This window comes from Janibacter sp. YB324, from assembly GCF_014217915.1.
GTDB classification, from domain to species: domain Bacteria; phylum Actinomycetota; class Actinomycetes; order Actinomycetales; family Dermatophilaceae; genus Janibacter; species Janibacter indicus.
On record NZ_CP060120.1, the window covers coordinates 770,236 to 792,904 of the forward strand.

Sequence of the window (22,669 nt, forward strand, 5' to 3'; positions counted from 1 at the left end):
CATGACTGCCACCCTCGAGCGCACCCCCCGCACCACCGACGCCCGCATCACCGGCGGACGGTCCGAGGTCGTCCACACCCGCGTCAACGCGACGGACGACCCCATCGCCCACCTCACCCCCGAGGACATCGAGGAGATCGGGCGCGAGCTCGACGAGATCCGCGCCTCGGTCATGGACGACCTCGGCGAGAGCGACGCCCGCTACATCCGCCGGATGATCACCACCCAGCGCTACCTCGAGATGGGCTCGCGCGCGGTGCTGCTCTTCAGCGGCAACCCCATCGCCTGGGTCGCCGGGACCGCGGGCTGAGCGTCGCCAAGATCCTCGACAACATGGAGATCGGGCACAACATCATCCACGGCCAGTGGGACTGGATGCGCGACCCCAAGATCCACTCGTCGGTGTGGGAGTGGGACAACGTCACCCCCGCCGACCACTGGAAGAACAGCCACAACAAGGTCCACCACACCTACACCAACGTCGTCGGCCACGACAACGACCTCGGCTACGGGATCATGCGGGTCGACGACGCCCAGAAGTGGTACCCGGCCTACCTCGCGCAGCCGCTGCTCAACTTCGTCAACGCGACCTTCTTCGAGTACGGGATCGCCGCCTACGACCTCGAGCTCGGCGCCAACTGGAAGACGCGCAAGGACAACCCGCAGTGGCAGGCCGAGGCCAAGCAGGTGGTCAACAAGATCAAGAAGCAGGCCGCGAAGGACTACCTGCTCTTCCCGCTGCTGTCCGGCCCGAACTTCCTCTCCACCCTCGCCGCGAACTTCGTCTCCAACATCGTGCGCAACTACTGGACGCACTCGGTCATCATGTGCGGCCACTTCCCGGCGGGGGTCAAGACCTTCACCAAGACCTCGATCGACGGGGAGACCCGCGGCGAGTGGTACCTGCGCCAGATGCTCGGCTCCGCCAACATCTCGGGGTCGAAGGCCATGCACATCGCGACGGGCAACCTCAGCTACCAGATCGAGCACCACCTCTTCCCGGACATGCCGAGCCGCCGCTACCAGGAGATCGCGCCGCGCATCCAGGCGCTCTTCGACCGCTACGGCCTCGACTACGTCACGGGCCCGCTGCACCGCCAGGTCGGCTCGGCGTGGAGCGAGATCATCCGCCTCTCCCTGCCCAACGACACCTCGCTGCGGCAGACCGTCCACATCCTGCGGACGAAGGGGATGAAGGGCCTGAAGGCGCGGGCGCGCGCCACCCGCTTCCGCCCGGCCTGACCCGACCCCCACGTTGGTCGAGGTGCGACGAGCGCAGCGAGGAGCCTCGAGACCAGGCTCGCGCCAACGTTGGTCGAGGTGCGAGGTACGAGCCTCGAGACCAGGCTCGCGCCAACGTTGGTCGAGGTGCGAGGTACGAGCCTCGAGACCAGGCTCGCGCCAACGTTGGTCGAGGTGCGAGGTACGAGCCTCGAGACCACGGGGCGAAGGCCAACACAGGGCGGCTACTCCCTCGAGTAGCCGCCCTTTGCCGTGTCCGGGCGGACACGACCTGCCCAAGCTGACCCGTCGTGGCGTGTCGCGCTGCGGTTCGAGCGTGACCCCCGACTCCTGCCCCGGAATACCGGGGGTCTTCCCCCTTCGTCCGGGTGAACTGCAGTCCGACGCGCTGCCAGTGGATCGGTCCAGCGGCCTCAGCCCGGGTAGCCCTGCGGGTTGCCCGACTGCCACCGCCAGGTGTCGGCGCACATCTGCTCGATGGTGCGCTCGGCCCGCCAGCCCAGCTCGGTCTCGGCGCGGGTCGGGTCGGCGTAGACGGCCGCGAGATCGCCCGGGCGCCGGCTGACCACGTCGTAGGGCACCTCGCGTCCGCTGCCCGCCTCGAAGGCCGCAACCATCTCGAGCACCGATGTGCCGTGCCCGGTCCCGAGGTTCCACTCGCGCACGGCGACGTCCGGGTGCGCGTCGAGGTATTGCAGGGCGGCGACGTGGCCGGCCGCGAGGTCCTCGACGTGGATGTAGTCGCGAAGGGGGGTCCCGTCCGGCGTGGGGTAGTCGTCGCCGAAGACCTGGAGGCGCTCCCTTCGTCCGACCGCGACCTGCGCGATGAAGGGCATGAGGTTGTTGGGCACGCCCTGCGGGTCCTCGCCGATGCGGCCGGAGGGGTGCGCGCCGACGGGGTTGAAGTAGCGCAGCAGGGCCACCTGCGCGGCGCCCGTGGCTGCAACGTCCCGCAGGATCTGCTCCTGCATGACCTTGGTCCAGCCATAGGGGTTGGTGGCGCTGGTCGGGAGGTCCTCGGGCATGGGGACGGTCTCTGTCTCGCCGTAGACGGTTGCTGACGAGGAGAAGACGAGTCGACGCACCCCGTGGTGCTCCATCGCCCGCATGAGCGAAAAGGTCGTGCCGAGGTTGTTGTCGTAGTACTCCAGCGGGATCTGCGAGGACTCGCCGACGGCCTTGAGCCCGGCGAAGTGGATCACCGCGTCGAAGCCGCCCTCGGCGAAGAGCGCCGATGTCTTGTCGGCGTCGCGCAGGTCGAAGGAGTGGGTCTCGATCTGCTCGCCGGTCAGCTCCTCGAGGCGCGCGATGACGCTCGGGCGGGAGTTGACGAAGCTGTCGACGACGACGGGCTGGTGGCCCGCGGCGACGAGCTGGACGACGGTGTGGGAGCCGATGTAGCCGGCTCCGCCGGTGACGAGGACGCGCATGCGCTCACTGTAATGAGACCGGCTTTGTCCCCGCTGTGCGCCTTCGGTGGTCGAGGTGCGAGCTTGTGGCCCCCCGGTGGTCGAGGTGCGAGCTTGCGAGCCTCGAGACCCCCGCTCAGCCCTCGGTCGAGATGTGCCGGACCTGTGTCACCTCTGTCCACGACCCGTTGTCGCAGATCGTCGTGATGCGCTGCATGATCGTCGCGCGCAGCTGCGGCGGCGCCTGCTCCTGGGCGCAGGAGCGGTGGACGACGTCACGCAGGACCTTGTCGAGGTCGTGCTCGGCGAGGCAGGGGGCGCAGGAGGTGAGGTGCTCAGCGAGGAGCCGGGTGTCGTCGGCGGTCATCTCGCCGTCGACGTACTCCATCATCCGGTAGAGCGCCTGGGAGCAGTCCATGTGCTCGGCGTCGTGGCTCATGCCTGGCTCTCCTTCGCCGCGGCGACGCCGCGCTCGGCGGCGTAGTCGGTGAGCTTTTCGCGGAGCTGGCGACGGCCACGGTGCAGGCGGGACATGACGGTGCCGATGGGCGTGCCCATGATCTCGGCGATCTCTTTGTAGGCGAAGCCCTCGACGTCGGCGAGGTAGACCGCCATCCGGAAGTCGTCGGGCAGCTCCTGCAGGGCGCGCTTGACCTGCGTGTCGGGCATGCGGTCAAGCGCCTCGACCTCCGCCGAGCGCAGGCCACGGCTGGTGTGCTGCTCCGCCTTGTGCAGCTGGTAGTCCTCGACCTCGGGGGCGTCGGACTGCTTCGGCTCGCGCTGCTTCTTGCGGTAGGTGTTGATGTAGGTGTTGGTGAGGATGCGGTACATCCACGCCTTGAGGTTGGTCCCCGGCCGGTACTGGTGGAAGGCCGCGAAGGCCTTGGCGTAGGTCTCCTGGACGAGGTCCTCGGCGTCGGTGGGGTTGCGCGTGGTGCGCAGGGCCGCCGAGTACAGCTGGTCGAGCAGCGGCATCGCCTCGCGCTCGAAGCGCGCGCGTCGCTGCTCGGTGGTCTCGGAGGCGACGTCGACGGCGGCATCGGCCTCGGCCTGCGCCGCCATCTCGTCGGTCGTGGGCTCAGTCATCGCGCTCCACCCTAGCGGGGTGGCGGTGCGCTCTCCGGCGTGCAGTACGAGCACCTGGACTCCTGTCCTTCGCGGCATGTCTTCCCGCTGTCCAACAGCCCGATGCCCGTCCCCATTCCCGGCCCCCCACGTTGGTCGAGGTGGCCCGAGCTCTGCGAGGGCCCTCGAGACCCGTCCACGTTGGTCGAGGTGGCCCGAGCCCTGCGAGGGCCCTCGAGACCTGGTGAGGCTCGAGACCGGCCACCTGTGGAAAACCGCCCCCCGCCTCCACGCGCTTCGGGTGCAATCAGGACATGCCCCACGTCTACATCCTCGAATGCTCCGATGGTTCCTACTACGTCGGCAGCACATGGGACCTCGAGGCGAGGTTGCAGCAGCACGCGTCCGGCAAGGGAGCGAAGTACACCAGTCGTCGGCTGCCCGTCACGCTTCGCTGGGCACAGGCGACGGACAGCATCGCCGAGGCCTATGCGTGGGAGAAGAGGATCCAAGGGTGGTCTCGCAGGAAGCGCGAGGCACTGATGCGCGGTGATTGGGAGGCGATCCAGCAGGCGTCACGGCGAAGGGGAGGTCGCCCGCCGGCCTGACGCCCCACGTTGGTCGAGGTGGCCCCCCACGTTGGTCGAGGTGGCCCGAGCTCTGCGAGGGCCCTCGAGACCCCCACGTTGGTCGAGGTGGTCCGCGCTCTGCGAGGGCCCTCGAGACCCGGTGAGGCTGCGGATGCGTCTCACCAGGTCTCGAGGCTCGGCCGCGGACGGCCTTGCACCTCGACCAGCGTGGGACCGGGTCTCGAGGCTCGGCCGCGGGCGGCCTTGCACCTCGACCAGCGTGGGACCGGGTCTCGAGGCTCGGCCGCGGGCGGCCTTGCACCTCGACCAGCGTGGGACCGGGTCTCGAGGCTCGGCCGCGGGCGGCCTTGCGCTCGACCAACGTGAAGGGGGCCGCACCGGTGATCCGGTGCGGCCCCCTTCGACAGGTGGTGCAGTGCTCAGCTGTTGGGCTTCTTGCCGTGGTTGGCGGCCTTGCCCTTGCGGGAGCGACGCTTGCGGGCGCGCTTGCTCATGGTGACTCCTTGACTGTGGTGTCCCAGCCGACTGGGACCGAATACAGGCGGTCATTCTGACACAACGCTCGGATCACGACTCACGTCGTGCTAGTGACCCACCCCCATGAGGTGGCATCATGGGGCTCGTGAAGAAGATCACCATGGCGCTCCTCGGCGCGACGACTCTGGGTCTGACCATCGCTGGCAACTACGCCTTTGCGCGCAACATCGACTGGGCTGGCAGCCAGGACCGTAACATCGACTGGGCGACGCAGAACGCGCCCAACATCGATTGGGCTCTGCCCGAGCCGAGCTCGTCCACCGACGTCTGAGCGCACGAGACCACGTAGTACCCAGATCGCCTGAACCCCACCGGGCGATCTGGGTCTTCGTCGCGGCCACGACGGCCCTCGCGGGAGGGCTGCTGATCTGGGTCTGGGTTCGATCAGGTCCTCCGCAGCACCTGAGCTGGCTCTTCGCCATGCTCGTCATCGGTGTCGTCGCCGCCGTCGGTCGACCGCAGGCCATCGGGGCCCTGCAGTTCTCCACCTCCGGCATCGTGCAGATCTCCGCGATCCCCCTGCTCGGACCCGTGGGTGCCGCGATCATCGCGGTCCTGCCCGTCATCGCCGATCGCAACGAGCTGGTCAAACGCGTCTTCAACCTCAGCCAACGCGTCACCTACATCCTCATCGGCAGCCTCGTCTACGAAGCCGCCGGGGGAGTCATCCTGGGGCCAGCCAGCCCCATCCGCCCGGAAGCGCTCGGCGTCCAGATGGGCCTCGCGGCGGCCGCAGCAGGCATGGTCAACGGCGCCCTGCTCGCGGTCGTCATCCAGCTCAGCTCGGCCGGATCGCTGCGCGCGATCATCGCCGACCTCGTGCCGCAGGTCGTCTCCTCCTACTCGAGCTATGCGATCGCGGCCTACCTGCTCGTCGTCCTCTGGGCCTTTGCCGGTCTCGGCCTGGCCTCCGCTGTCCTCTTCCTCCCCGCCATCCTCGTCATCCAGTGGGGTCTGCACACGCACGCCACGGAGTGGTCCACCCGTCACGCGCTGCTCACCCCCTTCGTCGAAGCCCTCGACCTGCGCCACCCCGGAGCGGCCGAGGAGACCCGGCTCGTGACCGGGGCGGCGAGTGCTGTCGCCACGGGCATGGGCATGGGTTCGGCCGAGGTCGACGAGATCGCCACGGCGGCCCGCCTGCGCGACGTCGGCATGCTCGCCCTCGACGGGGCGCCGCCGGCGATCGTCCGGCGTGACCACCCGGAGGCGGCTGCCCAGGTCGTGGGGTCGGTGACCTTCCTGCGCGAGCCACTCGACCTCATCGCCGCCCACCACGAGCGCGTCGACGGCCTCGGGCACCCGCACGGTCTGCGCGGCGCCGACATCCCGCTCGGTGGCCGGGTGCTCGCCGTCGCCGACACGTGGGGCCACCACGTGGCCGAAGGGGGGTCCCCGGCAGAGGCCGTAGCCCACTGCGAGCGGATGGTCGGGGAGAGCCTCGACGAGCACTGCGTGGCCGCCCTGCGGCGCGCGCTCGAGCGTGACCAGCTGCCGCGGCGGGGAGTCGTCTGATGGCCGCGGTGGCTCGCCGGCCGGGCCTGGTGCTCTTCGCCGTCGCCGTCCTGCTCGGGTCGGTCGCGGCGCTGCGCGCCGACGTCACCGAGGAACAGATCAGACCGCTGACGGTCGTCGCCTTGGTCGCGATCGTCCTCGGGGAGCAGCTGCCGATGCGCATCTCGGGCAGGGTCATCGCGCCGCTGACGACGGCGCCGGCGCTCGGATTCATCCTCACCCCACTGGCCGCCAGCGGCGTGCGGCTCTCGGCGTGGACAGTCCTCGCCGTGGTGTGGCTGTGCATCCTGCTCGGCGGGCTCATCGCACGCCTGCGGGGGCTGTCGGTCGTCGAGGGCTCGTTGGGCTCGCGCTTCCTCGGCATGGCCGTGACGACACTCATCGCTCGCGGCATCGTCACCGACGGGCAGACGCTCGTCGAGTGGGCCTTCGACGCGCAGACCAACGCGGCCCTCGGCGCCCTCGGCCTGCTCCTCGCCGCGCTCGCGGGCGGCCTCGTCGAGCGGGTGCTCGACAACCTTGTCGCGTGGATCGGGCAGCGCGGCCGGCTCGCCCACGTCGTGGCGGCGGAGGTCGGCCCCCTCGCCGGCATCTCCATGGCGACGGTCGCCACCGGCCCGCTCATCGCGCTCGCCAGCCCGGTGCTCGACTGGGCCGCCACCCCGCTCCTCATCCTCCCGGTGCTGCTCAGCTACCTCTCGGTCCAGCGCGTCGTCGCCACCCGCCAGGCCATGGAGGAGGCCTTGATCGCCCTGTCCCGCTTCAGCGAGATCACCGAGCTGACCCGTGCCGGGCACGTCCAGCGGGTCGCCGACCTCAGCGTCTCCATCGGCCGGGAGATGGCTGTCGACGTCGCGATGCTGCGCGACATCGAGCGCACCGCGCTGCTGCACGACGTGGGCCAGCTCGGGCTCAAGGAGCCGCTGCGCACAGGGGCGACGATCCACGCGAGCACCTCGGAGGAGGCGGTGATGGCCCGCTCGGTCACGCGGGTCATCGCGGGCACCCCGCAGCTCGCCGAGCTCACGCCCTATCTCGACCAGGTGCGCACGCCCTTCCGTCGGGCCCGCGAGTTCGGCGAGCGGATCCCGCTCCCTTCGCGCATCGTGCGGGTCGCCAACGCCTGGGACGACATCACCGAGGGCGCGGTCTCATCCCGCGCCCGCGCCGTCGCCCTCGAGCGGCTGCACCTGGGCCTGGGCTACGACTACGACCCCGAGGTCGTCGCCGCCCTCGAGCGCGCCCTGGGCGCCCACTGAGCGGCGCGCACCGACCGCGCTACTGCACCGTCTTGCTGTAGGTCGTCACAATGCCCGTGGAGTAGCCGGACCGGCGGGCGATGACCTTGACCTGGAGCTTCTTGCCCCGGTCGACGGAGCGCGCCGTGTAGGTCTTGGCCGTCGCGCCGCTGATGCTCACGCCGTTGCGGTACCACTGGTAGGAGTAGCTCGTCGGCATGGGCGTCCACGACCCGACCATGACCGTCGAGGAGCGCCCGGCCTTGGGCGTGCCGGAGATGTAGGGGCGGGTCGTCGCGTGGATCGGGATCCCGGCCTTGCCCGAGGTCACAACGCGCGAGGTGTAGCCGCTGCGCTTGGCCGTCACCGTCACCGTCAGGTAGCGGCCGGCATCGGCGGTCTTGGCCCTGTAGGTGCGACCGGTCGCCCCGGAGATCGCGACACCGTTGCGCCTCCACCGGTAGGAGTAGGACGACGGCGTCGGCGACCACGAGCCGGTCGACGCGGTGAGGGTCTTGCCGACCCCCTTCGTCCCGGTGATGCGCGGCGAGGACTTGACGGTGAACGTGCCCAGCGTGGTGTTGTTGCTGATGTCGACGACCGCCTGCGTCGACGACGTCGACACCGTCGTCACCCGCACCCGACCGCCGTAGCTCGTCACGCTGCGGCCGGGGGTGAGCACCGCGTCGGGGTCCCAGCCGCTCGTGGGTGTGGGGTCGAGCAGCACGGAGGACTGGTCGGGGCCGACGCGCAGCACGCGCACCCCGGTCGCCATGCCCCAGACGTTGGAGGCGTCGCGGCCGGTCGGCGTGCGGTACTCGACGTAGTAGGTGACGCCGGTCGAGACGTCCTTGACCTTCGCCGCGCGGATGCCCGCGCGACCCGACATCGGCAGCAGGGTCACGCGCGTCGTGCCCGACCCCGCGGTGACCGTGGCCGCCGAGGAGAGCATGCCGGTGCGGATCGCGTGCGGGGAGGAGAGCATCGGTGCGTGGGGCTCGTCGGAGCCGGCCCCGCCCATGTTGTCGAGGCTGTCGCCGTAGGGGTCCTCGAAGCACCCGCTCGCCCACCCGCTGCCGGAGCGGGCCGCGTCGCTGCGGCCGCTGCACACGAGGAAGTTGGCGTGGCCGAGCGACATGTTGTGCCCGATCTCGTGGGTCAGGACGGGGTGGAGGCGGTCGGCGACGTTGACGAAGCCGGCGCTGTTGGGGGTGTCGCCGATCGACCCGAGCCCGTAGCCGCAGTAGGTGTCGGAGGCCGCCGGCGGCATCGACAGCACGAGGCTGGAGTTGGCGCTGCCGGTCCAGCCGGTGCGCTCCATCGCCTCGCTCCAGATGACCCACGGGTCGGTGTCGCACGAGTAGGCCGAGGTGTAGCGCGGCTTGATCGTCGGGGCCGCGATCTTGAGCTCGCTGCGGGACTGGTCGCGCCAGTAGGCGTCGGCACCGGCGACCTGGGCGGTGGCCTCCGCGCTCGTCACGGGGTGGCGCGTCATGCCCCGCGGCGTCACCTCGACATAGGTGATCCGGCGGGTGGCCGGCGTGTAGGCGGCGGTCGAGGCACGGGTCGTGACGAGCCGGTCGACGCTCAGGGCGCTGGCGCCCGGAGCGAAGGCGGCATCGCGGGTCGCCCGCCCGATGGCCGACGACGAGGGCGCCGGGCTGCTGTCGGAGGCGGCCGCGAGGTCGTCGGGCCCGAGGTCGTGTCGGGTGTCCTCCCCGCCGAGCGAGGTGATCGTCGAGGTGCCGTCGGCCTCGGCGGCCTCGGTGACCACCTGCGGCACGGCGACGTCGACCGTCGCGGTCGATCCGACGGGCACGTCGTCGACGCCCGCCCCGGTCACGGGGACGAAGCGATCACCCACGCGGAGCGCGGTGAAGGCGGCGCCCCCCTTCGTCTCGACGGAGGTGCGCATCACCTCACCGGTGAGCCGGACGAGGGCGTCGTCGGCAGCCCCGGGGGCAGCCTGTGCGCTCGTGGCGAGGGCACCGCCGGCGAGTCCGCAGGAGAGCAGCAGGGCAAGGAGGGGGCGGGCGTGCATGGGCTGCTCCGTGGCGAAGGGGAGGCGCCGACTGTGCCTCGATCACTGGATCGTAGACCGGAGCCCTGTCACGGGCCATCACCCGTGGTGTCGACGTCGCGGCGGGAGCAGTTGGCGGCGCGGTGGCGCTGCGCGGACAGCGTCCGTATCGCCGAAGGGGAGCTACGCCCGGCCGCGCGGAAGGCGCGGCGCATTGCCTGCAGCGAGGAGAAGCCGCTCTTGGCGCTGACCTCGGCCAAGCCCAGCTCGGGCTGCTGGCCGATGAGCGCGGCCGCGACACTGACCCTGGTCGAGGCGATGCTCGCCGTGATGGTCGTGGCCTCCTCCTGGAAGGCGCGAGCCAGATGGCGGGGCGAGACGTTGAAGGCGGCGGCGATGGATTCGGGGCCGAGGTCGGCATCGGCGTAGTGGTCGGCGATGTGGTGCAGGACTGCCGAGTAGAGGCTCTGCTCCGGGGCGGTCACCGGACGCAACCGGCTGTCGAGGATCAGGCCGCCCACCAGGTCCCGCAGGGTCCGGTCGATGATGTGGCGGGCGAAGGTCCCGGTCGGCGGCTCCGCGAGGACCCAGGCGGCGACGACCTCGGTGACCCGGGTCAGGGCCGGGTCGACGGGGGCGAGCTGACGCAGCCCGGGCGCGGTCTCGAGCAGACCGGGGCCGGAGGCGACGGACAGGAAGCTCACCAGCCCGAGCCGGGCGCCGTCGAGCACCTCGATCGTGGCGTGGGTCGGCTCGATGAGGAGCGTGGAGTGGGGGAGCGGGACGACGGTGCCGTCGTGGTGCCGCAGCCGGCAGGCGCCTTCGAGTACGAGGGCCATGTGGACGGGGTGGCGTTGTCGGTCGACGTCGACGGTGGCTGGTCCCGCCACGTGGCGCCCCCGGATGTCGTCCGTCACGGGGCGCCACGCGGCCGCCGGTGCGCTCGGCGTCTCCCCCCGGAGGCTGGTGTGCTGCCCTTCAAGGTTCAACTGACCATCTCCTGACTCTTGGCCATGTGTCCGAATCTGACCAGATCGTGTCCGATGTTGATCATCGCACCTTCTCTGCTGGTTGAGGTGCGACGACCTCCGCTGGTTGAGGTGCGACGACCCCCGCTGGTTGAGGAGCGACGAAGGAGCCTCGAAACCAGCCCGCCCCACGTGTGACGAAGGAGCCTCGAAACCCGCTCGCCCGATGTGCGAGGATTGCGCTCGGCTCACCCGCCGCCCGTCGTGGCCCCACCCGGCCGCTGCAGGGCGCCCCCACCATCTGCTTCACCGAGTTCTGCCGAGGTTTGTCTGCCGTGTCTGCGTCCGAGCCCACCACCACCTTCGACCTGACTGCACCGCAGTTCGTCGCCCACGAGGGTGGCAAGGTCGAGGTACGGGCCACGAAGCCGCTGCGGGACGAGGACGACCTCTCCCTGCTCTACACCCCCGGTGTCGCCGACGTGTGCCTGGCGATCGAGCAGGACCCGGCGCTCTCGCGCGCGTACACCGCCCGCAACAACACGGTCGCCGTCGTCACCGACGGCACGGCCGTGCTGGGCCTGGGCGACATCGGCCCGCTCGCCGCGATGCCGGTCATGGAGGGCAAGGCGGTCCTCTTCAAGCACTTCGGCGGGGTCGACGCGATCCCGGTGTGCCTCGAGTCCGGGTCGGTCGACGAGCTCGTCGACGGGATCGCGCGCATGGCGCCGAGCTTCGGTGGCATCAACCTCGAGGACATCTCGGCGCCGCGCTGCTTCGACCTCGAGCGCAAGTTGCGCGAGCGGCTCGACATCCCCGTCTTCCACGACGACCAGCACGGCACGGCGATCGTCGTGCTCGCGGGCCTGATCAACGCCTGCCGGGTCCTCGACCGTCAGATGTCGACGCTGAGCGTCGTCGTCTCGGGCGCCGGTGCGGCCGGCGTCGCCGTGACCCAGCTGCTCCAGCTCGCGGGCGTCACCGAGGTCGTCGTCTGCGACTCGCGCGGCATCATCGGCAAGCACCGCAACGACCTCGTGGCGCACAAGGAGATGCTCGCGGCGACGACCAATGTCTCGGGCAAGACCGGCACCATCGGCGACGCGCTCAAGGGTGCCGACGTCTACATCGGTGTCTCCGGCGGCTCGGTGCCCGAGGAGCAGGTCGCCTCGATGGCCGACAACTGCATGATCTTCGCCCTGGCCAACCCCACGCCCGAGGTCCATCCCGACCTCGCGCACAAGTACGCGGCGGTCGTCGCGACGGGCCGCAGCGACTACCCCAACCAGATCAACAACGTGCTCGCCTTCCCCGGCATCTTCCGCGGGGCGCTCGACGCCGGCGGGGTGCAGATCAGCGAGGAGATGAAGCTCGCCGCCGCCCGCGCCATCGCCGACCTCGTCGAGGAGCCGACGCCCGACTGCATCGTCCCGCCGGTCTTCCAAGAGGGGGTCGCCGAGGCGGTGGCCGCTGCGGTCGCCGCCCACGCGGGGTGACTCCAGACTCGACCTTTGCGCCGCCCGTCGCCTAGACTTGTTGGCAAGCCTCCCCCTTGCGAGGGGAGAGGAAGTGAGCCTCGGGATTTCCTGCCGGACGACAGGGCCCGAGGCTCGCGGCATATCAGGCGTCGATGATCGTGATGCGGCCGTCGAGGACGTCGATGTGGTTTGCCCCCATGAGCCGCTGGCTCGTGACCATGCCGCACACGGTGTCGGGGATCCACAGCAGTGGTTCGTCGCGGCCGACGACGTGCTCCACTCGCACGCTCGGGTCGACTCGCTGACCACCGCGAAGGACGTTGACGAAGTCGATGTCGCGCTGATCATCCGCAGGGCCGCGTGACTCGAGGGTCACCGCGGTCACGGACCACATCGTGTGCAGTTCACGGAGGAGGATCTCGAGGCACTTCCGTCGGCGGCGCTCGGGCCGCTCGTCCGCCACTCCGGTTCGAACGACGACGAGGTGCTCGAAGTCGCACTCGGCGACCGCCCGAGCCAGTTGCGCGTGGCGCTTCCGCTCGTCGCGCCAATGCAACTTGGTTTGGCCCGGAAGGCGCAAGGCTGACATTCGGGCACGGGCCGCATCTTCAGAGTTCACGGGTCCCACAGCCGCCGAAAGAATGTAGGTGCCGGGGTCCCGCGTGCGGTCGGACTCGGACTCGTCGACCCAGGCCCGCCGGCGGACAGGTGTACTCATGCCGGCTTGTGGGGTGCTGAACGCGCGCCCACAAAGCTGCGGTAGGCGGCGTCGAAGGGGGGCCTGGCCGTGTAGAGGTTGCGCTGGCTGATCCCCGTGGGGCTCAGGGGTGCCGTGACGAAGTCCTGGTCGATGGTGATCAGCCCGTTGTCCTCGAGCTCCCGGAAGCCGCGCATCGCGGTGTCAGCAGACCATCCGTACCAGGCGGGGAAGTGCTCCGTGGGCAGAGCGCAGCGCGGCTTCTCCTTCAGGACGACCAGCAATGTGGCGATCGCGGGCAAGGTGAGCCGCTCGTCCCATCTCTCCGTCCAGTAGTCGTTGCTGAGCTTCAGGAATCGGGACGACTCGCTCTGACCTGTCAGGGCGAGGTAGGGGTCTCCCGATCCATCAGCGCTGAGGAGCGTCACCTTGACCTGTCGTTCCCTGCCCTGACGCTGCCGCTCGATGAGCTTGAGCCTTTCCAGACGAGTCAGGATCTTGGTGGCTGCTGAGGTGGCCGAGCTCCCCGAGGCGGTGGCGACGGTGTTGAACGCCCGGGCCCAGACCTGGAGAGGGAGTCGTGTGCTCCATCCCTCTGGCGAGGCGCCGCTGGTGATGACGGTGTGGAGGAGCAGGAAGGCGTTCAGGCCGCGGGTGTCGCCGTTCCTCACGAAGGTGGCGAGAGGCGCCACCCGGGACGTCGTGTTGGGGCTACGCGGGCGCTGGACGAAGTTGTGTGGGACACGCGCGTGGTCGCGGCGAGACCTGTCGATCAACGCGTCGCGAGTCTCCGCGACGGTCGCTGGCGCCACCTCAGAGGGGCTGCCGGTCGGGGTGTGCGAGGTGCTCATGCAGGCATCTTGCGCTGCATTGGCTCCAAGATCAAGGACACCTTGAGCACGTCAACATCCGCGCCAGCGGGTGTATGTAAGATCCTGCAATTTCACGTGACAGATCTATGCGAGCTCCATGCGAGGTCCAAGAGCGAACAGGGGCAGCAGCGACCGTCATCGATCGCCTTGAGACGGCATGATTGGCGCGGTCGAAGCAGCTGGTTGCCGATTGACCATGGTGATGGCGCGCTGCTGTGACGGCGCGCCCTGGCCCGTTGTGGAGGGAGCGGACCGCGAGGGCGCGGAGCGGTGCGTGGTGACACAATCCCCAAGAGGACAAGCGTGGTCGTGCGCCGATCGAGTGTCACGAAGGCGGGCCAGTCGATGAAGGAGTTTCAGTGACGCGCTGGCGGATCGCCCACGGCGTTGCCTGGGTGGGTGATGCCCACCGCGTCGCGCTGGTCGACACCCGCCGCGGGGCGGAGGCGGTGCCGATGCACGTGCAGGCTCCCTTCGCCGCGCTGTGGACCGCCCTCGGGGACGGCCCGGTCGCGCAGGCGGACCTTGAGATCGCTGCCGCAGGCGTCGTGGACGAAGGGGAGGAAGCCGCCTTCGTCGCGAGCTTCGTCGAGTCCTTGGGTGCAGTCGGGGTCGTCGAGGAGGTCACGTCGTGACCAGCATCCCGCTGACCCTGGCCGAGGCCGTGCCCCTGGGCACGGTCCTGCTGCAGCGGCTGCTCGACGACGCGGGCATCCGCTCGCTGGTGATCAAGGGGCCGGCCTTCGTCGAGCTGGGGGTGCGCAAGCCCAAGCACAGCAACGACATCGACCTGCTCGTCGCACACCAGGACCGGACCGCGGCCACCGAGGTGCTCGCCCAAGCGGGGTGGTCGATCATCTCGCACTGGTTCCCGCCGGCCCTGGACGAGATCATCTACTCGACGACATTCCGGCACCCGCAGTTTCCCGCGACGCTCGACCTGCACCACCACTTCTCGGGGTTCCTGGCAGGCGACGCCTTCGACGTCCTGTGGCCCTCGCGCACGAGCGTCTCCATCGCCCACCACGATGCTGTGACGGTCGGCCGCGAGCACGCCCTGATCATCGAGGGGCTCAATGCCATCAAGCTGCTCAAGGACGGCTCCCGGGCGGAGGCCGCGCGTCGGGTCGTCGAGGCTGCGGTCCAAATGCGCCCTGACGCTGTCGAGGCCGCGGCCCGGGGTGTGGGTGCGCGGCACACCGCGGCACCGCTCATCACCGCGCTCGGAGGGAGCGAGCCGAGTGAGCCCGCTCCCGAGGGCTATCGGCAGTGGGTGGATCGGGGCGCGCGCAACAGCTCGCTGGACCTCGTCCGCGACATCCTGCAGCGGGCCCCCGGCCACGCCCCGAGGGTCGTGTGGGAGCAGTTGACCCTCGACCCCGACGTCGCCCGCTTCTGGGCACACACCCATGGCGTCCCCTACCGCAGCCCGCAGCAGGTTCTGTGGGTGCGTATCAGGCGCACGTTCGCGCGGTAGCCACGTCGGCCACGTGAGCTGGGTGGGCTGTCGTCATGAGCCCGACCGCAGAGGCATCTGTCATTGGGTGCGCCCTAGGCGCGCACTGTATATCACAGCGTGCTATTGCGCACCCGCGCCCTTTGCCGGACCCTGAACTGCTGCCCTGATTCAGGGATGCGTTCCTGACGATGTGGAGGCGACGGGCAGCATCGCCCAGGGGGAAGCAGGTGGGTTCGTGTCCATCAACGAGGTGTTCTACAAGTCGCCACGTGCGCTGCAAAATGTCGTGATGTTCGCAGGAGGCGCTGTGGCGCAACGCCAGCGGTACTCGGGACTCTACCGGGAGCTGGAGGAGGAGTACCGTCTCCGCGGTGACTGGAATGCCGATCGCCTGAGGGTTTTCGCGCGGTTGCGGCGCGCCCAGACTTTGGCGCTGGCGTCGTCGACTCCGTACTACGCCTCCGTACTGCGTGACCTGGGGGCCGACTGGTTCGAGCTCATGGACGATGACGCCTTCGCCCAGATCCCGGTCACCACCAAGGAGGCGCTGCGCGACGACCCTGAGGCCTTCGCGCCGCGCAAGGCGTTGCCCACGGACACCCACGGACGCACGTCGGGGACGACTGGGGTGTCGCTGACCGTCCTCCGGAGTGAAACGGCCGTCCAGGAGCAGTGGGCCGTCTGGTGGCGCTACCGCGGGTGGCACGGCATCGAGCGCGGCGAGCGCTGTGCCTTCTTCGGGGGCAAGCGGATCATGCGAGAGAGCCAGCGCAACGTCTACTGGCGTCACAACCTCCTAGGCAACGAACTGCGTTTCAGCTCTTACCACATCGGCCGGACGACTGCGCCGGCGTATGTCGACCGGCTCAACACCTATGGGGCCCGGTGGATCCACGGCTTCGCCTCGTCGATCTCGCTGCTGGCCTCCGAGATTCTCGAGGCCGGCCTGCAGGTGACGGCGCCCGTCCGCTGGATCACCCTCGGCGGCGACAACGTGACGAGGCGTCAGATGAACATGATCGAGGCAGCCTTTGGTGTACGCCCCATCCAGCACTATGGGCTGGCCGAAGGGGTGGCCAACCTGTCGACGTGCGCGCACGGTCTCTTGCACGTCGACGAGGACTTCGCTGGAGTCGAGTTCGACCCCCTCGGCGACGGCACGTCGCGTGTGTTGGGGACGTCGTTCGCCAACCGTGCTCGTGTCCTCCTGCGTTACGACACCAGCGACGTGGTGCGCGTTGACGCTGGAGATTCCTGCACGTGCGGTTTCGGCGGCCGCGTGGTGCGCTGCATCGATGGGCGGGGAGACGAGACGATTCGCCTGCCGGATGGGCGCGTGGTCCGATCTCCCGAAAACGCCCTCGTGGGGGACTTCGGTCTGGCTGGGATCCAGATGCTCCAGCGACGGTCGGGGGAGGTCGTCGTGTCGTTCGTCCGGGGTCCCTCCTGGCGAGACGGCGCTGTTGTGGACCTCGAGCGTGACCTGCGCGAGAGCCTCGGGCAGGAGGTGCCGCTCATCTTCCAGGAGGTGGACGAGCTAACCCGCACCGGCAGCGGCAAGCTGCGCCTCGTGCTGCACGAGGTCTGAGGCGGAGATCGTCCGCGCCGACGTCAGATCGTGTACTCGACCCCGTGGGTGCCCGAGATCATCCCGGCGCCGACGGTGTTGCCGGTGGCCGGGTCGATGAGGATGAAGGAGCCCGTCGACCGGTGGGTCGCGTAGGCGTCGACCGCCAGCGGCTGCGACAGGCGAAGGGAGACGGTCCCGACCTCGTTGAGCCCCAGTTCGCTGGCCTCGCCGTCGCGCTCGAGCGTGTTGACGTCCAGGCGTGCGCCGAGGCCGTCGACGATCGCCTTGACCGTGCGGGTCGTGTGCTTGAGCAGGAGCTTTTGCCGGCTGTGCAGCGTGCCCGTGGTCATCCAGCAGACGGTCGCGGTGATCTCGCGGGTCACCTCGGGGGCGTGCTCCGCATCGGCGATGAGGTCACCGCGGGAGACGTCCACCTCGTCGCCCAGACGCAGGGTCACGGACTGCCCGGTGACGGCCTGGTCGTGGGTGGCGTCGAGGGTGTCGATGCCGGCGACGGTTGTCCGCACCCCGCTCGGCAGGACGACGACGTCCTGGCCGACGCGGAATGTCCCCGCCTCGACGCGGCCGGCGTAGCCGCGGTAGTCGCGGTGCTCGCCCTGCTGCGGACGGATGACGTACTGGACGGGGAAGCGGTCGCCCTTCGTCTCGAAGAGGTCGGCGCTCTCGGCGGTCTCGAGGTGCTCGAGCAGGCTCGTGCCCGTGTACCAGGGCATCGCGTCGCTGGTCTCGACGACGTTGTCGCCGACGAGCGCGCTGATGGGGAAGGTCGCGACGGCCGGCACGTGCAGCTGCTCGGTGAAGGCGAGGAAGTCCTCACGGATCTGCGTGTAGACGGACTCGTCGTAGTCGACGAGGTCCATCTTGTTGACCACGAGCGTGATGTGAGGGACCTGCAGCAGCGACAGCAGCACGGTGTGGCGGCGCGACTGCTCGGTCAGCCCGTGGCGGGCGTCGACGAGCACCAGCCCCAGGTCGGCGGTCGAGGCTCCCGTGACCATGTTGCGGGTGTACTGCGCGTGGCCGGGGGTGTCGGCGAGGATGAACTTGCGCCGCGGCGTCGCGAAGTAGCGGTAGGCGACATCGATGGTGATGCCCTGCTCCCGCTCGCTGCGCAGGCCGTCGGTCAGCAGCGCGAGGTCGGTGTGGTCGTGGCCCTTGGCCTTGCTCGTCGCCTCGACGGCCTCGAGCTGGTCCTCGAAGATCGCCTTGCTGTCGAGCAGCAGCCGCCCGATGAGCGTCGACTTGCCGTCGTCGACCGACCCGGCCGTCGCGACGCGCAGCAGCCCGAGGTCGAGGTCACTCTTCACCACGGTCCCTGAGGTGCGAGGCGCCCCGGCGCCGAGCCTCGAAGGGTCCTGTGTCCCCTCCCGGTCATTGAGGTGCGAGGAGCTCTGCGACGAGCCTCGAAATGACGTCTCAGTCTGGATACCCATCAGAAGTACCCCTCCTTCTTGCGGTCCTCCATGGCGGCCTCGCTGAAGCGGTCGTCGCCACGGGTGGCGCCTCGCTCGGTGAGACGGGCGACGGAGATCTCGTCGATGATCTCGTCCACGGTGCTGGCGTCGGACTCGACGCAGCCGGTGAGCGTCAGGTCGCCGACGGTGCGGAAGCGCACGGTCCGCTCGCGGGCCTCTTCGCCGGGACGAAGGGGGTTGTGCTCGCTCGCGGTGAGCAGCATCCCGTCGCGCTCGAAGACGCTGCGCTGGTGGGAGTAGTAGATCTCGGGGATGTCGAGCTGCTCGCGGCCGATGTACTGCCAGATGTCGAGCTCGGTCCAGTTGGACAGCGGGAAGATCCGCATGTGCTCGCCCTCGTGGATGCGCCCGTTGTAGAGCGACCAGAGCTCGGGGCGCTGGTTCTTGGGGTCCCACTGGCCGAAGTCGTCGCGGTGGGAGTAGATGCGTTCCTTGGCGCGTGCCTTTTCCTCGTCGCGTCGGCCGCCGCCGAAGGCTGCGGTGTAGCCGCGCTCCTCGATGGCGTGGAGCAGGGTGCCGATCTGCAGCCGGTTGCGAGAGGTTTTGCCGTCGTCGATGACGATGCCGTCGGCGATCGCCTGCTCGACGGAGGCGACGTGCAGCTCGATGCCCAGGCGCTCGACCCAGCGGTCGCGGGTAGCGAGCACCTCGGGGAAGTCGAAGCCGGTGTCGACCTGGAGCAGTCCGAACGGGATCTTGGCCGGGGCGAAGGCTCGCTCGGCCAGCCGGAGCATGACGATCGAGTCCTTGCCGCCGGAGAACATCAGGACGGGGCGCTCGAACTCCGCAGCGACCTCACGGATGATGTGTATCGACTCGGACTCGAGGACGTCGAGGTGCGTCAGGGCAGCCTGTGGGGCGGCAGTGGGCACGAGGGAACCTCTCTTCGAACGGGACCCTCGGAGCATAACTGTCTGTTATGGATGTCCAAACTCGTGTTCAGGTGTTGGATGTCTGCGTACGATGCTTCCTCGTGACGAAGTGGGCAGCTCGAGCAATGGTCGAGCGCGGGGACAGTTTGACGGCACGTCCAGCACACCATCGGCGGGACATCCAGGGGTTGAGGGCCTTCGCCGTCCTCGCTGTTGTGGTCAACCACGCCTTCCCAGATCTGCTCCCCGGTGGCTACGTGGGCGTCGACGTCTTCTTCGTCATCTCGGGCTTCGTCATCACCGGGCTCATCCGACGAGGGGTGACATCCGGGACCTTCAGCTTCACGCAGTTCTACGTCCGACGCGTCTACCGGCTGCTCCCACCGCTGGCGGTCTGCGTCGCGGTGACGGCCGTCTTGTCGGCGCTGCTGGTCTCACCCGTGGGCATCCAGGCGCAGTCGGCGGCGACGGGTCTGGCGGCCGTCTTCTGGATGAGCAACTTCTCGCTGTGGTACTTCTCCTCCGACTACTTCAGCCCGCACGTCCAGATGAACCCCTTCCTGCACACGTGGTCGCTCGCCGTGGAGGAGCAGTTCTACCTCGTCTTCCCGGCGCTGCTCGTCGCCTCCGGCGCAGTGCTGGCGCGCAGAGGGCGGGCCCGGCTCGGGGCCTTCGCCGCGGTAGGGATCGTGAGCACGTGCTCGCTCCTGCTGGCCATGGCGCTGACTCTGGGGTGGACGGATGTGGTCCGGGGGGGGACTCTTTCTCGTTCTACTCTGTCGTGACCCGGTTCTGGGAGTTCGGCGCGGGTGCCCTCCTGGCTCTCGGTGCCGAGGCACGTCGGAGGGCGCCCGGCAGGATCACGCAGGCCGCCGGGGTCGTGGGTCTCGTGATGCTCCTCGTGACGCTCTTCAGCTACAGCGAGCTGACGCCCTTCCCCGGCTACCACGCCCTGGTGCCCGTCGTGGGTTCTGTGCTCGTCATCCTGTCCGGCCCCGTGGGGCCGGTGACTCGACTGCTGTCGACGAGGCCGGCAGTCCATGTGGGAGACATCTCCTACAGCTGGTACCTGTGGCACTGGCCGGTCATCGTCATCGGCAAGAGAGTTGTCGGGCAGGAGCCGCTCGCGATCCTCGTGCTCGTCGTGGTGTCCTACGGCTTCGCGCTGGCCTCGTACAGGTACGTCGAACAGCGCTGGCGGCACGGCGCCGGGGACGGCCGGCTCCGCCGACTGGTGCCAATCGTGCCAGTGGTGCTCGTCCCTGCGCTGGCGGCTGGTGCCCTGGGCCTCGGCGGTCAGAAATCGTGGTGGAGCGAGTCTGTGGTGGCTTCGACTGCAGAGCTGAAACCCAACCCCGAGAAGGCCAACCTGTGCGGCGGCTTCCAGGGACCGATGTCCACTCGAGACGTGAGTCAGTGCACGTGGGGGGCAGACCGACCGGGCGACCCGATCTACCTCATGGGGGACTCCAACGCAGGTCAGTTCACCGAGGCCCTCGTGGCGGCCGCGGAGGAACTCGACCGGCCCTTCGTTGTCGCGACGCGGGGAGGGTGCCCGGTCGTCGATGCTCCCGTGCGCGTGGGTGAGGCCGCCTCCTCTGCCAGTCAGGAGTGCGCCGACTGGCTCGCGGACGCGAAGGCTTGGCTGAAGGACCAGAAGAGCGGGACGGTCGTGCTCGCCGCAGCCTCTGAGTCCATCGACGAGGAATCCGCCGCGGTGCGCGCGCCCGACGGCCGGTGGACGGACGATCTCGATGCCAAGGAGCTGCTGTGGAAGAGCGGCTCGGTCTCGGGGGCTCTCGCGGTGAAGCAGGCGGGTCACCAGGTTGTCGTCGTGGCCCCGGTGCCGCATCTGCCGGGCGAGGGCCGACCGTGGTGGCACCCCGCGGAGTGCGCCACCGTCTCGTGGTTCCAGAACGACCCTGCCGCGTGCAACCGAGAAGTCTCCACCGCGGAGTACCGGTCCGAGCAGGCCAACGGGCTCGAGGCAGCGGCCGAATCTGCGCATGCCGCCGACGGCGTCCTCATCGACCTCGAAGAGGAGCTGTGCCCGGACGGGTCATGCTCGGCCTACCGCGACGGTCACTGGTGGTACCGGGACGGTCTGCACATCTCGACGTATGGCAGCACGCAGTTGGCGGACGAGTTCGTCCGCGGCCTAGCGCTGTCCTGACCTCGATTCGAGCGCTGAGATCGAGGTCAGGCAGGCAGGGGCTCCTTGACCACGAGACGCACCTTGCCGCCCGCCGTGCGTGGGAGATCTTCGACCTCGCGGAAAGAGATCGAGATCTCGTGGCCGAGAAAGTTGCGCAGGGCTGTCTCCACGCGAGCCAGCGAGTCGGGTGCCCAGGCCGCCGAGGGCACGTACGAGACGACGATGCTCCCGTCCCTCCGCTGGAGTAGCTGGGCCTGCGAGACCCCCATGTCAGTGCGGAAGGCATCTTCGGGGGAGCCGACAAGTCGGCCATCCGGCAGGGTGATCGTCTCGTCGCCACGGCCGTCGAGGCTCGCAACGATCCGCCCGCCGAACCCGCAGCCACACTGCATCGACTCCGACAAGGTGGCCAGGTCCCCGGTGTCGTAGCGGAGGAGTATGCGAGCTCGGTTGGCAAAGGTGGTTCCCAGGACCCGGGTGACCCCATCGCCCTCGGGCACGAACTCCACGCCCGCGAAGTCTTCGTCCACGTGGAGCCTGCCTTCTGTGCACGTGGAGAAGTTGGCGGCCCCCTCGGCGAGTCCGTAGTGCTGGATCGGCTGCACGCCGAAGGCTTCGCGGATGGTTTCCATCTGCAGGGTGGTGACGTTTTCACCTCCGAGGGACACCCACTTGATGGGGGCCGCCACCTCGAGCCCTTGGTCAATGACACAGGTCGCGAGGTTGGAGATGGCAGAGGAGAACCCGTGAATCCAGCGCGGCGCGAACCGGTTGAGTCGATCGACGTAGGCCGGAGCTGAGTCGGACGAGATGTGATAAGTGCTGAACCGGAGTTCGCGACCCGGCACATTATGGCGCCAGTAGGGCGCGCCCTGGTCGGCGCGCATGATCCGGCGCCCTGCGAAGAGCGCACACGGCTCGTCGCGAGAGATGCCGTGCCAGCCGCGGTACCGCCACCACACGGCCCACTGCTCGTCGACTGCTGACCGACTGCGCAGGATCTCGACGGAGGAGCCCGTCGTCCCGGACGTGCGTGTCGTCGCGTCCGAGGACGCGACGGGTCGCGGCGAGAAGCCCTCGGGGTTTTCACGCAGGTCGGACTTCGGAGTGGCCGGGATCTGCGCAAAGGCCGCGTCATCGACCAGTTCAAACCATTCGGCTCCGAGACCGGCAAACACGTCTCGGTAGTAGGGAGTCTCGGACGCCAAGGCCAGGGTTTGGGCTCGTCGGCTGAGGGCGAAGGCTGACAGGGCCGACGCGGACCACCCCCCGCGCTGCTTGTACTCCCACTCGGCTTCCTCGTACGTGCCGCTGTAGCGCGTGCGGTCGACGCCGGCCCCGGCGGCGCTGGACAGCAGGTCTTGGACGATCGCTGGTGAGCGGAAGTAGATGTTCTCGCGGTTGACCATGTGTGCCCTCCTGGGCAAGTCGCCGACGCATTGTCGCCGGAATCCTATGCCAGGTGAGTGTCGTTGGTGACGGTTGA

General features: G+C 69.2%; 24 protein-coding genes. 13 read left to right on the plus strand and 11 right to left on the minus strand.

Annotated features, from left to right (window positions below):
* Position 1: 1 nt before the first annotated feature.
* Together H7A72_RS17055 and H7A72_RS03815 are read left to right on the plus strand one after the other, a co-directional pair.
* Positions 2 to 310, plus strand: a complete 309-nt coding sequence (locus H7A72_RS17055; RefSeq protein WP_370543556.1) for a hypothetical protein — start codon at positions 2 to 4, stop codon at positions 308 to 310.
* Between the two features lie 23 nt (positions 311 to 333).
* Positions 334 to 1,242, plus strand: a complete 909-nt coding sequence (locus tag H7A72_RS03815; RefSeq protein ID WP_370543557.1) for a fatty acid desaturase — start codon at positions 334 to 336, stop codon at positions 1,240 to 1,242.
* A 413-nt stretch (positions 1,243 to 1,655) separates the two neighbouring features.
* On the opposite strand, the gene galE is transcribed toward H7A72_RS03815, so the two are convergent.
* The 3 genes from galE to H7A72_RS03830 form a co-directional block, all read right to left on the minus strand.
* On the minus strand, positions 1,656 to 2,672 hold the full coding sequence (galE, locus tag H7A72_RS03820; RefSeq protein ID WP_185221687.1) for a UDP-glucose 4-epimerase GalE: 1,017 nt from the start codon (positions 2,670 to 2,672) through the stop codon (positions 1,656 to 1,658).
* Positions 2,673 to 2,787: 115 nt separating this feature from the next.
* Positions 2,788 to 3,090: a mycothiol system anti-sigma-R factor gene (gene rsrA / locus H7A72_RS03825; RefSeq protein ID WP_084449311.1), complete on the minus strand. Its 303-nt coding sequence runs from the start codon at positions 3,088 to 3,090 to the stop codon at positions 2,788 to 2,790.
* Complete coding sequence (locus H7A72_RS03830) at positions 3,087 to 3,737, minus strand: sigma-70 family RNA polymerase sigma factor (protein WP_305066844.1); 651 nt, start codon at positions 3,735 to 3,737, stop codon at positions 3,087 to 3,089. Before H7A72_RS03830 ends, rsrA begins: the two co-directional genes overlap by 4 nt.
* Before the next feature lie 293 nt (positions 3,738 to 4,030).
* Between H7A72_RS03830 and H7A72_RS03835 the strand changes: the two genes are divergently transcribed.
* The gene (locus H7A72_RS03835) at positions 4,031 to 4,324 is read left to right on the plus strand and encodes a GIY-YIG nuclease family protein (RefSeq protein WP_185221688.1); all 294 of its coding nucleotides are present in this window, start codon (positions 4,031 to 4,033) and stop codon (positions 4,322 to 4,324) included.
* Positions 4,325 to 4,725: 401 nt separating this feature from the next.
* Here H7A72_RS03835 and H7A72_RS17060 read toward each other — a convergent pair whose 3' ends face one another.
* Positions 4,726 to 4,800, minus strand: coding sequence for a 50S ribosomal protein bL37 (locus H7A72_RS17060; RefSeq protein ID WP_370543570.1), 75 nt, complete (start codon positions 4,798 to 4,800; stop codon positions 4,726 to 4,728).
* Positions 4,801 to 4,928: 128 nt separating this feature from the next.
* Between H7A72_RS17060 and H7A72_RS03840 the strand changes: the two genes are divergently transcribed.
* The 3 genes from H7A72_RS03840 (at position 4,929) to H7A72_RS03850 (ending at position 7,617) form a co-directional block, all read left to right on the plus strand.
* On the plus strand, positions 4,929 to 5,114 hold the full coding sequence (locus H7A72_RS03840; protein ID WP_125932774.1) for a hypothetical protein: 186 nt from the start codon (positions 4,929 to 4,931) through the stop codon (positions 5,112 to 5,114).
* A 149-nt stretch (positions 5,115 to 5,263) separates the two neighbouring features.
* Complete coding sequence (locus tag H7A72_RS03845; RefSeq protein ID WP_185221689.1) at positions 5,264 to 6,358, plus strand: HD-GYP domain-containing protein; 1,095 nt, start codon at positions 5,264 to 5,266, stop codon at positions 6,356 to 6,358.
* Positions 6,358 to 7,617 (plus strand): HD-GYP domain-containing protein, encoded by a 1,260-nt coding sequence (locus H7A72_RS03850; RefSeq protein WP_185221690.1) that lies wholly within the window; start codon positions 6,358 to 6,360, stop codon positions 7,615 to 7,617. Before H7A72_RS03845 ends, H7A72_RS03850 begins: the two co-directional genes overlap by 1 nt.
* A gap of 19 nt (positions 7,618 to 7,636) precedes the next feature.
* On the opposite strand, the gene H7A72_RS03855 is transcribed toward H7A72_RS03850, so the two are convergent.
* Both H7A72_RS03855 and H7A72_RS03860 read right to left on the minus strand, forming a co-directional pair.
* Positions 7,637 to 9,637, minus strand: a complete 2,001-nt coding sequence (locus H7A72_RS03855; protein ID WP_185221691.1) for a hypothetical protein — start codon at positions 9,635 to 9,637, stop codon at positions 7,637 to 7,639.
* 68 nt (positions 9,638 to 9,705) lie between these two features.
* Complete coding sequence (locus H7A72_RS03860) at positions 9,706 to 10,455, minus strand: helix-turn-helix domain-containing protein (RefSeq protein ID WP_185221692.1); 750 nt, start codon at positions 10,453 to 10,455, stop codon at positions 9,706 to 9,708.
* A gap of 464 nt (positions 10,456 to 10,919) precedes the next feature.
* On the opposite strand from H7A72_RS03860, the gene H7A72_RS03865 reads away from it, so the two are divergent.
* Positions 10,920 to 12,080: an NADP-dependent malic enzyme gene (locus tag H7A72_RS03865; RefSeq protein ID WP_185221693.1), complete on the plus strand. Its 1,161-nt coding sequence runs from the start codon at positions 10,920 to 10,922 to the stop codon at positions 12,078 to 12,080.
* A 124-nt stretch (positions 12,081 to 12,204) separates the two neighbouring features.
* Here H7A72_RS03865 and H7A72_RS03870 read toward each other — a convergent pair whose 3' ends face one another.
* Positions 12,205 to 12,447: a hypothetical protein gene (locus H7A72_RS03870; RefSeq protein WP_185221694.1), complete on the minus strand. Its 243-nt coding sequence runs from the start codon at positions 12,445 to 12,447 to the stop codon at positions 12,205 to 12,207.
* A 12-nt stretch (positions 12,448 to 12,459) separates the two neighbouring features.
* Between H7A72_RS03870 and H7A72_RS03875 the strand changes: the two genes are divergently transcribed.
* Positions 12,460 to 12,648, plus strand: a complete 189-nt coding sequence (locus tag H7A72_RS03875) for a hypothetical protein (RefSeq protein WP_185221695.1) — start codon at positions 12,460 to 12,462, stop codon at positions 12,646 to 12,648.
* A 128-nt stretch (positions 12,649 to 12,776) separates the two neighbouring features.
* Here the strand turns inward: H7A72_RS03875 and H7A72_RS03880 are convergent, their stop codons facing one another.
* Positions 12,777 to 13,610, minus strand: coding sequence for a hypothetical protein (locus H7A72_RS03880; RefSeq protein ID WP_185221696.1), 834 nt, complete (start codon positions 13,608 to 13,610; stop codon positions 12,777 to 12,779).
* Positions 13,611 to 13,990: 380 nt separating this feature from the next.
* Here H7A72_RS03880 and H7A72_RS03885 point away from each other — a divergent pair, with 380 nt between their 5' ends.
* From H7A72_RS03885 to H7A72_RS03895, 3 genes are all read left to right on the plus strand, one after another.
* On the plus strand, positions 13,991 to 14,266 hold the full coding sequence (locus H7A72_RS03885; protein WP_185221697.1) for a hypothetical protein: 276 nt from the start codon (positions 13,991 to 13,993) through the stop codon (positions 14,264 to 14,266).
* On the plus strand, positions 14,263 to 15,108 hold the full coding sequence (locus tag H7A72_RS03890; RefSeq protein WP_185221698.1) for a nucleotidyltransferase family protein: 846 nt from the start codon (positions 14,263 to 14,265) through the stop codon (positions 15,106 to 15,108). Before H7A72_RS03885 ends, H7A72_RS03890 begins: the two co-directional genes overlap by 4 nt.
* A gap of 217 nt (positions 15,109 to 15,325) precedes the next feature.
* A complete protein-coding gene (locus H7A72_RS03895; protein WP_185221699.1) occupies positions 15,326 to 16,678 on the plus strand; it encodes a hypothetical protein in 1,353 nt (450 codons plus the stop codon).
* Between the two features lie 23 nt (positions 16,679 to 16,701).
* On the opposite strand, the gene H7A72_RS03900 is transcribed toward H7A72_RS03895, so the two are convergent.
* Positions 16,702 to 17,988, minus strand: coding sequence for a sulfate adenylyltransferase subunit 1 (locus tag H7A72_RS03900; protein WP_185221700.1), 1,287 nt, complete (start codon positions 17,986 to 17,988; stop codon positions 16,702 to 16,704).
* 125 nt (positions 17,989 to 18,113) lie between these two features.
* Positions 18,114 to 19,028 (minus strand): sulfate adenylyltransferase subunit CysD, encoded by a 915-nt coding sequence (gene cysD, locus H7A72_RS03905; protein WP_185221701.1) that lies wholly within the window; start codon positions 19,026 to 19,028, stop codon positions 18,114 to 18,116.
* Positions 19,029 to 19,216: 188 nt separating this feature from the next.
* On the opposite strand from cysD, the gene H7A72_RS16855 reads away from it, so the two are divergent.
* Both H7A72_RS16855 and H7A72_RS16860 read left to right on the plus strand, forming a co-directional pair.
* A complete protein-coding gene (locus tag H7A72_RS16855; protein WP_185221702.1) occupies positions 19,217 to 19,813 on the plus strand; it encodes an acyltransferase in 597 nt (198 codons plus the stop codon).
* Complete coding sequence (locus H7A72_RS16860; RefSeq protein WP_255494296.1) at positions 19,810 to 21,201, plus strand: acyltransferase family protein; 1,392 nt, start codon at positions 19,810 to 19,812, stop codon at positions 21,199 to 21,201. The genes H7A72_RS16855 and H7A72_RS16860 overlap by 4 nt, the downstream gene beginning before the upstream one ends.
* Positions 21,202 to 21,227: 26 nt before the next feature.
* Here H7A72_RS16860 and H7A72_RS03920 read toward each other — a convergent pair whose 3' ends face one another.
* Positions 21,228 to 22,592, minus strand: coding sequence for a hypothetical protein (locus H7A72_RS03920; protein WP_185221704.1), 1,365 nt, complete (start codon positions 22,590 to 22,592; stop codon positions 21,228 to 21,230).
* Between the last annotated feature and the right edge of the window lie 77 nt (positions 22,593 to 22,669).

What these genes read in the sequence shown, in the direction of transcription:
- H7A72_RS03860 (WP_185221692.1), bottom strand. Translation starts at nt 10,455, where the DNA reads ATGGCCCTCGTACTCGAAGGCGCCTGCCGGCTGCGGCACCACGACGGC.
- H7A72_RS03845 (WP_185221689.1), top strand. Translation starts at nt 5,264, where the DNA reads ATGCTCGTCATCGGTGTCGTCGCCGCCGTCGGTCGACCGCAGGCCATC.
- H7A72_RS03880 (WP_185221696.1), bottom strand. Translation starts at nt 13,610, where the DNA reads ATGAGCACCTCGCACACCCCGACCGGCAGCCCCTCTGAGGTGGCGCCA.
- galE (WP_185221687.1), bottom strand. Translation starts at nt 2,672, where the DNA reads ATGCGCGTCCTCGTCACCGGCGGAGCCGGCTACATCGGCTCCCACACC.
- H7A72_RS03815 (WP_370543557.1), top strand. Translation starts at nt 334, where the DNA reads ATGGAGATCGGGCACAACATCATCCACGGCCAGTGGGACTGGATGCGC.
- H7A72_RS03920 (WP_185221704.1), bottom strand. Translation starts at nt 22,592, where the DNA reads ATGGTCAACCGCGAGAACATCTACTTCCGCTCACCAGCGATCGTCCAA.
- H7A72_RS17055 (WP_370543556.1), top strand. Translation starts at nt 2, where the DNA reads ATGACTGCCACCCTCGAGCGCACCCCCCGCACCACCGACGCCCGCATC.
- H7A72_RS03835 (WP_185221688.1), top strand. Translation starts at nt 4,031, where the DNA reads ATGCCCCACGTCTACATCCTCGAATGCTCCGATGGTTCCTACTACGTC.
- H7A72_RS03830 (WP_305066844.1), bottom strand. Translation starts at nt 3,737, where the DNA reads ATGACTGAGCCCACGACCGACGAGATGGCGGCGCAGGCCGAGGCCGAT.
- H7A72_RS03855 (WP_185221691.1), bottom strand. Translation starts at nt 9,637, where the DNA reads ATGCACGCCCGCCCCCTCCTTGCCCTGCTGCTCTCCTGCGGACTCGCC.
- rsrA (WP_084449311.1), bottom strand. Translation starts at nt 3,090, where the DNA reads ATGAGCCACGACGCCGAGCACATGGACTGCTCCCAGGCGCTCTACCGG.
- H7A72_RS03850 (WP_185221690.1), top strand. Translation starts at nt 6,358, where the DNA reads ATGGCCGCGGTGGCTCGCCGGCCGGGCCTGGTGCTCTTCGCCGTCGCC.